The organism is Flavobacterium sp. LC2016-23, assembly GCF_009674775.1.
Lineage (GTDB): Bacteria > Bacteroidota > Bacteroidia > Flavobacteriales > Flavobacteriaceae > Flavobacterium.
Window position 1 is genome coordinate 1 of record NZ_WKKE01000055.1, and the last position, 1,865, is coordinate 1,865.

The following is a 1,865-nucleotide window of genomic DNA, read 5'->3' on the forward strand; positions in this document are numbered from 1 at the left end:
GTTTTGGTAGCGAATTTAGATACCGTTCCGTCAACCATTAGTTCGAATACGCCAAAAACCTTAATCAATGTTTTTGACAATGATACTAAAAACGGAGCCGCATTAATTCCATCAGACGTAAAACTGACGGTAACCACAGCCGATCCAAAAGGATATTTGACGGTAGATGGAAATGGAAACGCCATATTAGGCGCTAACGCTCCGGCAGGAACATATGAACTGACTTATGAAATCTGTGAGTTGTTAAACCCAACCAACTGCAGTTCAAATCAGGTAAAAGTAACAATCACGGCACCATCAATCGACGCCGTTGCAGATAACCTTGGCTCTATAAACGGAAATGCAGGAGGAACCACAACAGTTTCCTTAATAGCAGGTGATACCGTAAACGGAGCAAAAGCTGTAATTGGAACAAATGCGGGAGAGGTAAAATTAACGGTAACGACGCCAATACCGGCAGGACTTACGATCAATACCAACGGTACCGTAACAGTTGCCGCTAACACACCGGCAGGAAGTTACAATTTAGAATACACGATCTGTGAGATCAACAATCCGGGGAACTGTGATACGGCAACTTCAACAGTGGTTGTGACAGCGCCATTAATCGCCGCCGTTGCAGATAGCCTTGGTTCTATAAACGGAAATGCAGGCGGAACCACAACAGTTTCCTTAATCGCAGGTGATACCGTAAACGGAGCACAAGCCGTAATCGGAACGAATCCGGGAGAGGTAAAATTAACGGTAACCACTCCAATACCGGCAGGACTGACCATCAATACAAACGGAACCATAACAGTTGGAGCGAATACACCAGCAGGAAGTTACAATTTAGAATATACGATCTGTGAGATTAACAATCCGGGTAACTGTGATACCGCAACTTCAACGATTGTAGTAATGGCAGCAACTTTGGTAGCGAATTTAGATAGCGTTCCGTCAACCCTTAGTTCAAATACACCAAAAACACTAATAAATGTTTTTGACAATGACACTAAAAACGGAGCCGCATTAATTCCATCAGACGTAAAACTGACGGTAACCACAGCCGATCCAAAAGGATATTTGACGTTAGATGTAAATGGAAACGCCATATTAGGCGCTAACGCTCCGGCAGGAACATATGAACTGACTTATGAAATCTGTGAGTTGTTAAACCCAACCAACTGCAGTTCAAACCAGGTAAAAGTAACAATCACAGCACCGGGAATCGACGCCGTTGCAGATAACCTTGGCTCTATAAACGGAAATGCAGGCGGAACCACAACAGTTTCCTTAATTGCAGGTGATACCGTAAACGGAGCACAAGCTGTAATCGGAACCAATCCGGGAGAGGTAAAACTAACGGTAACCACGCCAATAGCAGCAGGACTGACCATCAATACCAACGGTACTGTAACAGTTGGAGCAAATACACCGGCAGGAAGTTACAATTTAGAATATACGATCTGTGAAATCAATAATCCGGGCAACTGTGATACGGCAACTTCAACAGTGGTTGTGACAGCACCGGGAATCGATGCCGTTGCAGACAACCTTGGTTCTATAAACGGAAATGCAGGAGGAATAACGACAGTTTCCTTAATTGCAGGTGATACCGTAAACGGAGCACAAGCGGTAATCGGAACCAATCCGGGAGAGGTAAAACTAACGGTAACCACGCCAATACCGACAGGACTTACGATCAATACAAACGGAACCGTAACAGTTGCCGCCAATACACCGGCAGGAAGTTACAATTTAGAATATACCATCTGTGAGATTAACAATCCTGGGAATTGCGATACGGCAACTTCAACAATTGTAGTAACAGCAGGAGTCTTGGTAGCGAATTTAGATAGCGTTCCTTCAACGCTTAGTTCAAA

1 protein-coding gene is annotated in these 1,865 nt (G+C 44.2%); it reads left to right on the plus strand.

What is annotated here, in order from left to right:
* Positions 1-1,865, plus strand: a 1,865-nt coding sequence (locus GJU43_RS22900; RefSeq protein WP_370455693.1) for a beta strand repeat-containing protein, incomplete at both ends; no start/stop codon positions are given.